Below are 6,276 nucleotides of genomic sequence, written 5' to 3'. Positions count from 1 at the left end.
GTACTGGTTTAAAGTTAATCCACTATAAAAAAGGGAACCGGCAAGCAGCCGACACATACGGAAAACCAATGCTCCGTAGCAACAAACGTCTTTTCAGACGACCTTTGTATGACCGGGGTCGTCTGAAACCCACCCACAACATTATTCAGAACATACCAAAATGAATTTGGAAACCCTGTTATCCCTGCCCCGCAACGTCAAGAAAACCTTCTTCGTCATCCACGACGTTTTGATGATTTTTATCGCCTTTTGGTTTGCGCAAAGCCTCCGAGTCCAATACTCCGACGAATGGGCAAGCATGGCGAACTGGCTTGCTTTCGGCTCGACCGCCTTTTTGACCATCACGCTGTTTGTCAGACTGGGGCTGTACCGCGCCGTTACCCGCTTCGTCAGCACCCGCGTCCTGACCGCCGCCGCATTCGGCAGCCTGATTTCAGCAGTCTTGTTCTGCCTGACCACCTTGGTTTTCGAACGCAAACTGCACCTTGCCCTGCCTGTCGTTTATTTCTTGCTGCTGGTCGTCTGCATCACCAGTTCGCGCATGATTCTGCGCGCCATCCTAACCGACCGGCACAAAAAACAAATGGCGCCCGTCATCATTTACGGCGCAGGACAATCCGGCCGCCAACTGCTGGAAGCCATCAAACAGGTCAACGAATATTCCGCCGTCGCCTTTGTGGACGACAACCCCAAAATCCGCCGCACCGTCATCTACGACCTGACCGTCTATGGTCCTGAAGACATCCAATCGCTCATCGACCGCTACGGTGTGGAAAAAATCCTGCTCGCCATCCCCAGCTCCACTCAGGAAGAACGCCGCCGCATCATCCAAAGCCTCGAAAAATACAAATGCGAAGTGCTGACCATTCCCGGCATGAAAGACTTGGTGGACGGCAAAATCAAAGTCAGCGCGCTGAAAAAAATCTCCGTCGTCGATTTGCTCGGCCGCGACCCCGTCGCCCCCCGCCCCGAACTCATGGGCGCGGACATTACCGGCAAAACCGTGATGGTGACAGGTGCGGGCGGGTCCATCGGCTCCGAACTCTGCCGCCAAATCCTGAAATGCCGCCCGTCCAAATTGCTGCTGTTCGAACTGTCCGAGTTCTCCCTGTACAGCATAGACAAAGAATTGCGCGAAACTCAGGCAGCCGCCGGCAGTCAAATCGAAGTCGTCCCCCTGCTCGGCTCCGTGCAAAACAAAGAACGCCTGATCAGTGTCATGACCGCGTACGGCGTTGAAACCGTCTATCATGCCGCCGCCTACAAACACGTCCCCATGGTCGAGTTCAACACCGTCGAAGGCATACGCAACAACGTCTTCGGCACGCTATTGTGTGCGCAGGCCGCCGTCGAATCCGGCGTCAGCACCTTCGTGCTCATCTCCACCGACAAAGCCGTGCGCCCGACCAATACCATGGGTGCCAGCAAACGCATGGCGGAACTCTGCCTGCAGGCGCTCGCCGCCGAACCCGGCCAACAGACCCGCTTCTGCATGGTGCGTTTTGGCAACGTTTTAGGCTCCTCCGGCTCCGTCGTCCCCGTGTTTGAAAAACAAATCGCCGAAGGCGGCCCCATCACCCTGACCCATCAAGACATCACCCGCTACTTCATGACCATCCCCGAAGCCGCCCAACTCGTCATTCAAGCGGGCGCGATGGGCAAAGGCGGCGACGTATTCGTGTTGGATATGGGCGAATCTGTTAAAATCATTGACTTAGCCAAACAAATGATTACGCTTAGCGGCCTGAAATTGAAAGATGCCCAACATCCCGACGGCGATATCGAAATTAAAATTACAGGACTGCGTCCGGGTGAAAAACTTTACGAAGAGTTGCTCATCGGAGACGAAGTGCAAAAAACCACTCATCCCCGAATTATGACCGCCAGCGAAGTAATGCTGCCATGGGCGCAATTAAATGACATAATTATGCGTATGGACTTAGCGTGCTCAAATTCAGAACAACAAACCCTGCGCGCCCTGCTGCTAGAAGCCCCTGCAGGCTTTAATCCCAAAGACGATATTTGCGATTTGGTTTGGCAGCAGACACATTAAATACCCGACCGATAAAGCAAAACATTCCACAAAAAGGTCGTCTGAAAGTTTTCAGACGACCCCAATAAGACTGACAAGGATACCGACATGAAAAAACAGCTTGCCCTCATCAGCCTGTCCCTGATGGCACTGACCGCCTGCAACAGCAGCACCGTCATTCCCGGCTCCACCATCAACACACGCAACAAAACCATCGTTTACGAAAACGGCGAAACCGTAGCAGACACCAAATTCGACAAGCGCGTCGCCATCTATCCGATTACCTTCGGCCTCGTTGAAAAAATGCGCAAACCTCCAGTGTTGTCACAAAACAACGGTGCGCTTGAGCGCAGCAAAGCCGCCTACCGCTACCACATCGGTAAAGGCGACGTATTGAACATCATGGTCTGGGCGCACACCGACCTCAATTCGCCCGTACAACAAAGCAACCCGCAAACCAACCAAGTCAGCCGTGGCGCATGGGTGGACGAAGGCGGCTACATCACCTATCCGCTGGTCGGCAAAATCCAAGCGCAAGGCAAAACCATAGACGAGCTGCAAAACATCCTGACAGGTCGTCTGAAACGTTACCTTAAAAATCCCCAAGTTACCATCAACGTAACCGAATTCCGTTCGCAACGCATTTCCATTTCCGGCGCCGTCGGACAAGCAGGACAACTGCCGATTACCAACGTCCCCATGACCATCCTCGATGCCGTCAACCAAGCGGGCGGCGTGGCGCAAAATGCCGACACCCACAACATCAAATGGACGCACAACGGCGTTGACCGCACCATCTCCCTGCAAAACATCATGCAGTACGGCGATATGTCGCAAAACCACCTCTTAAGCAACGGCGACATCGTTTACGTTCCGAACAACAGCAACAGCAAAGTGTACGTTATGGGCGAAGTCGGCCGCCAAGCCACCCTGCCTATCGGCAACCACGGCCTGAACCTCACTCAAGCCTTGGGTGAAACCGGCGGCATGAACCAAGCCTTGGCAGACGCAACCGGCGTCTTCGTCATCCGCCGTGCGCCCGAAGATGCGGCCAAACCTATCCACATTTACCAACTTAACCTGAAAGACGCGACCGCTTACGCCTTGGGCAGCGACTTCGACCTGCGTCCGAACGACGTTGTTTATGTGACTGCCGCCCCGGTTACCCGTTGGAACCGCGTAGTATCGCAATTGACCAGTTTCTTCAGCAACGTCAACGCCATCGACAACACGTTCAAATAACCTGACGGCGCCTGACAGCACCTGCTGTCAGGCAAAACGGCAGGCCGGTTATTTATCGTCTGACGACATATAAACAAAACCCTTTCAGACCGACCAAATATCCGACCTCAAACCGTTTTATCATGATTTGACCCTATACAAGAAAAAAATACCGCTTCTCTTATGTTTCAAAATATTTTAGTAGTATGCATGGGAAATATCTGCCGCTCCCCGATAGCGGAGCGCATCTTGCAGAAAAAGCTGCCCGGACACCGTGTCAGTTCGGCCGGCATCAACGCATTGGCGGGAAAAGATGCCGACTTCCAAGCCATTAAAACCGCCCTTAAACACGGCGTAGTCGTTGCCGGACACACCGCCCGCCAACTGACCCCTGAAATGTGCAATGCAGCAGACCTGATTTTGGTGATGGAGCCGGCCCATATCGATATGGTTGCCGACATCCTGCCTTCCGCGCGCGGGAAAACCATCCTGCTCGCCCAATGGCTGCCCAAGAAAAACATACCCGACCCGTTCAAACAAAGCAGCGAAATGTTTGAAGCCGTATTCCAACAAATACAAAGCGCAGCCGAGACTTGGGCTGAAAAATTGAACGGACCAACCCCGGCATAACACTCACTTACGCCGGATTCAATCAATTAAATCCAAACAGAAAGCCTACTGATGTATAAACAATATCCGTCATCAGCATCCTCCAACAACGACGAAATCGATTTCGGCCAACAACTGCACAATCTGTGGCTGCACAAATCCAAAATCGCCACCGCATTGATTGCGGGCGGCTTGCTCGGTGCCGTTTTCAGCTTTGCGTCCACGCCTGTCTACCGCGCCGACGCCATGTTGGAAATCGAAACCAAACAAAACCAGATTCTGACCGAAATCAACAACATGCTTTCCAACGAGCCGGCGCCTTCCGAAGCCGAAATCGAATTGGTCCAATCCCGCATGGTTATAGGCAAAACCGTTGACGAGCTTCAGCTTGACCAAGAAGTCAAAGCCACCTATTTCCCGGTTTTCGGCAACATGATTCACAACCTCAGCGGCAACGACGATCCGATTTTGAAAATCGGTACATTTACCGTTTCCGAAGAATGGATCAACAAACCCTTCAAACTGACCGTCAAAGACAGCAAAAACTATATCCTGACGCTCCCAAACGGTACAGCCAAAGAAGGCCGCGTCGGCACTCCGCTGAAAATCAATAACGAAACCGTTCTGAAAGTCGACCAAATCCTTGCCGAAACAGAGCAGGATTTCGAGTTGACCAAGTTTTCCAAGCTCAGCGCCATCGAAAACATCAAAAACCAACTCTCGGTCATCAGCAAAGGCAAAACCAGCCCCATCATCAACCTTGCCTACACCGATGTTGATCCGAAAAAAACCAGCGCCGTCCTCAACAGCATCGCCGACAACTACGTCGCGCAAAACCGCGAACGCGACATTCAAGTCGCCTCCAGCGGCTTGGCTTTCATCAGCGAAGAATTGCCTCGTCTGAAAGAAACCCTGCAAGAAGCAGAAAACAAACTCAATGCTTACCGCGAACGCGCAGGTTCGCTCGACATTCCGCTTGAGTCCAAAGGCGCGCTTGAAAGCCTGACCAGCATCGAAACCCAAATCACCCTGCTCAAAACCGAAGAAGCAGGTTTGGCGGAACTGTATACTCCGGAACACCCTTCCTATAAAGCCGTTTTGGACAAACTGGCGGTGCTCGAACGCGCCAAGAGCAAAATCAACCAGCAAATCGCCGGCCTGCCCAACACCCAACAGGAAGTCATCCGCCTGACCCGCGACGTAGAAACCAACCAAGCGACCTACGTCCAACTCTTGGCGAAACAACAAGAACTCAACATCATGAAAGCCAGTGCGCAAGGCAATGTCCGCGTCGTTGACCATGCCTACACGCCGGAACAACCGATCGCCCCGCGCAAAGCCGTCATTACCGCATTAAGCGCACTTGCCGCAGGCGCACTCGCCTCCATGTGGGTCATGCTGCAAGGCCGTATGCGCCGAGGCATCACGTCGTCTGAAGAGATTGAAAACCTCAATCTCGAAGTCGCCGCCCTCGTACCCTACTCCAAAACCCAGCAAAAACGCGACCTATTGAAACGCAAATTCAAATCCCTGACCGGCCGCTCCAATTATCTGCTGGCAAACGAGGATGCCTCCGACGTCGCCGTCGAAGCCATCCGCGCCCTGCGTACCAACATCTACTTCTCCATGCTGGATGCGCGCAACAATGTCCTCATGATTACCGGTGCGGCTCCGGAAGCGGGCAAATCCTTTATTTCCGCCAACCTCGCCACCGTAATGGCACAATCAGGCAAACGCGTATTGCTGATCGATACCGACATGCGTAAAGGCTATTTGGACCAACTGTTCAAACTGACGCCCGAATACGGCTTGGCAGACATCCTTTCCGGCCATGTCTCCCCTGCTAAAGCCGTCTGTGAAACGCGGATTGAAAACCTGCACCTCATCAGCAACGGCGGTTATCCTAAAAATCCGTCCGAGCTGCTGATGGACAGCCGCTTCACAGAATTGCTGGCAAACGCCCAAAAACGTTACGACTACGTGATTATCGACACCCCGCCTGTCCTCGCAGTGACCGACGCAACCATCGTCGGACAGCTGGCAGGTACGGTTCTGCTGGTCAGCCGCTACGGCAACACCACCACCAGAGAGCTTGAAATCAGTGCCGACCGTCTGCGTCAGAACAAGATCAATATCAAAGGCGTCATCCTGAACGGCATGAAGCGCGAAGCCAACAGTATGTATGACTACTACGCCTACCATTCTCCGCAGGATGGCAAGAAACCGGTTAAAAAAGAAGCGCCGGAAAACAAAGCTTAAAGCTGGAAACCAGCTATTTTCTGCCCAAAAGGTCGTCTGAAACGGAAAAATCAAGTTTCAGACGACCTTTTGTCATGCCTTTCAACAGATGCGATAAAAATCATCTTATTTGAGTTTAAGCAAGATATAGTGGATTAACTTTAAATCAGGACAAG

General features: G+C 52.7%; 4 protein-coding genes. All 4 read left to right on the top strand.

The annotated features are described in order from the left end of the window. Nucleotides 1-160: 160 nt before the first annotated feature. Nucleotides 161-2,053: a polysaccharide biosynthesis protein gene (locus tag HMPREF3050_RS12380; protein ID WP_070774996.1), complete on the top strand. Its 1,893-nt coding sequence runs from the start codon at nt 161-163 to the stop codon at nt 2,051-2,053. An 87-nt stretch (nt 2,054-2,140) separates the two neighbouring features. Further along, on the top strand, nt 2,141-3,274 hold the full coding sequence (locus HMPREF3050_RS12375) for a polysaccharide export protein (RefSeq protein ID WP_070774995.1): 1,134 nt from the start codon (nt 2,141-2,143) through the stop codon (nt 3,272-3,274). 162 nt (nt 3,275-3,436) lie between these two features. Further along, nucleotides 3,437-3,883, top strand: a complete 447-nt coding sequence (locus HMPREF3050_RS12370) for an arsenate reductase/protein-tyrosine-phosphatase family protein (protein WP_003759455.1) — start codon at nt 3,437-3,439, stop codon at nt 3,881-3,883. 51 nt (nt 3,884-3,934) lie between these two features. Continuing rightward, complete coding sequence (locus HMPREF3050_RS12365; RefSeq protein ID WP_049223806.1) at nt 3,935-6,121, top strand: polysaccharide biosynthesis tyrosine autokinase; 2,187 nt, start codon at nt 3,935-3,937, stop codon at nt 6,119-6,121. Nucleotides 6,122-6,276 lie beyond the last annotated feature (155 nt).

Origin of the sequence: Neisseria sp. HMSC065D04 (genome assembly GCF_001815675.1) — a bacterium.
In the GTDB taxonomy this organism is placed as follows: Bacteria; Pseudomonadota; Gammaproteobacteria; order Burkholderiales; family Neisseriaceae; genus Neisseria.
Note: the sequence above shows the minus strand (reverse complement) of the source record. Positions and strands in the feature narration are given on the sequence as shown.

Excerpts from the sequence above, each read along its gene's own strand:
- HMPREF3050_RS12380 (WP_070774996.1), top strand. The coding sequence starts at position 161 with ATGAATTTGGAAACCCTGTTATCCCTGCCCCGCAACGTCAAGAAAACC.
- HMPREF3050_RS12375 (WP_070774995.1), top strand. The coding sequence starts at position 2,141 with ATGAAAAAACAGCTTGCCCTCATCAGCCTGTCCCTGATGGCACTGACC.
- HMPREF3050_RS12370 (WP_003759455.1), top strand. The coding sequence starts at position 3,437 with ATGTTTCAAAATATTTTAGTAGTATGCATGGGAAATATCTGCCGCTCC.
- HMPREF3050_RS12365 (WP_049223806.1), top strand. The coding sequence starts at position 3,935 with ATGTATAAACAATATCCGTCATCAGCATCCTCCAACAACGACGAAATC.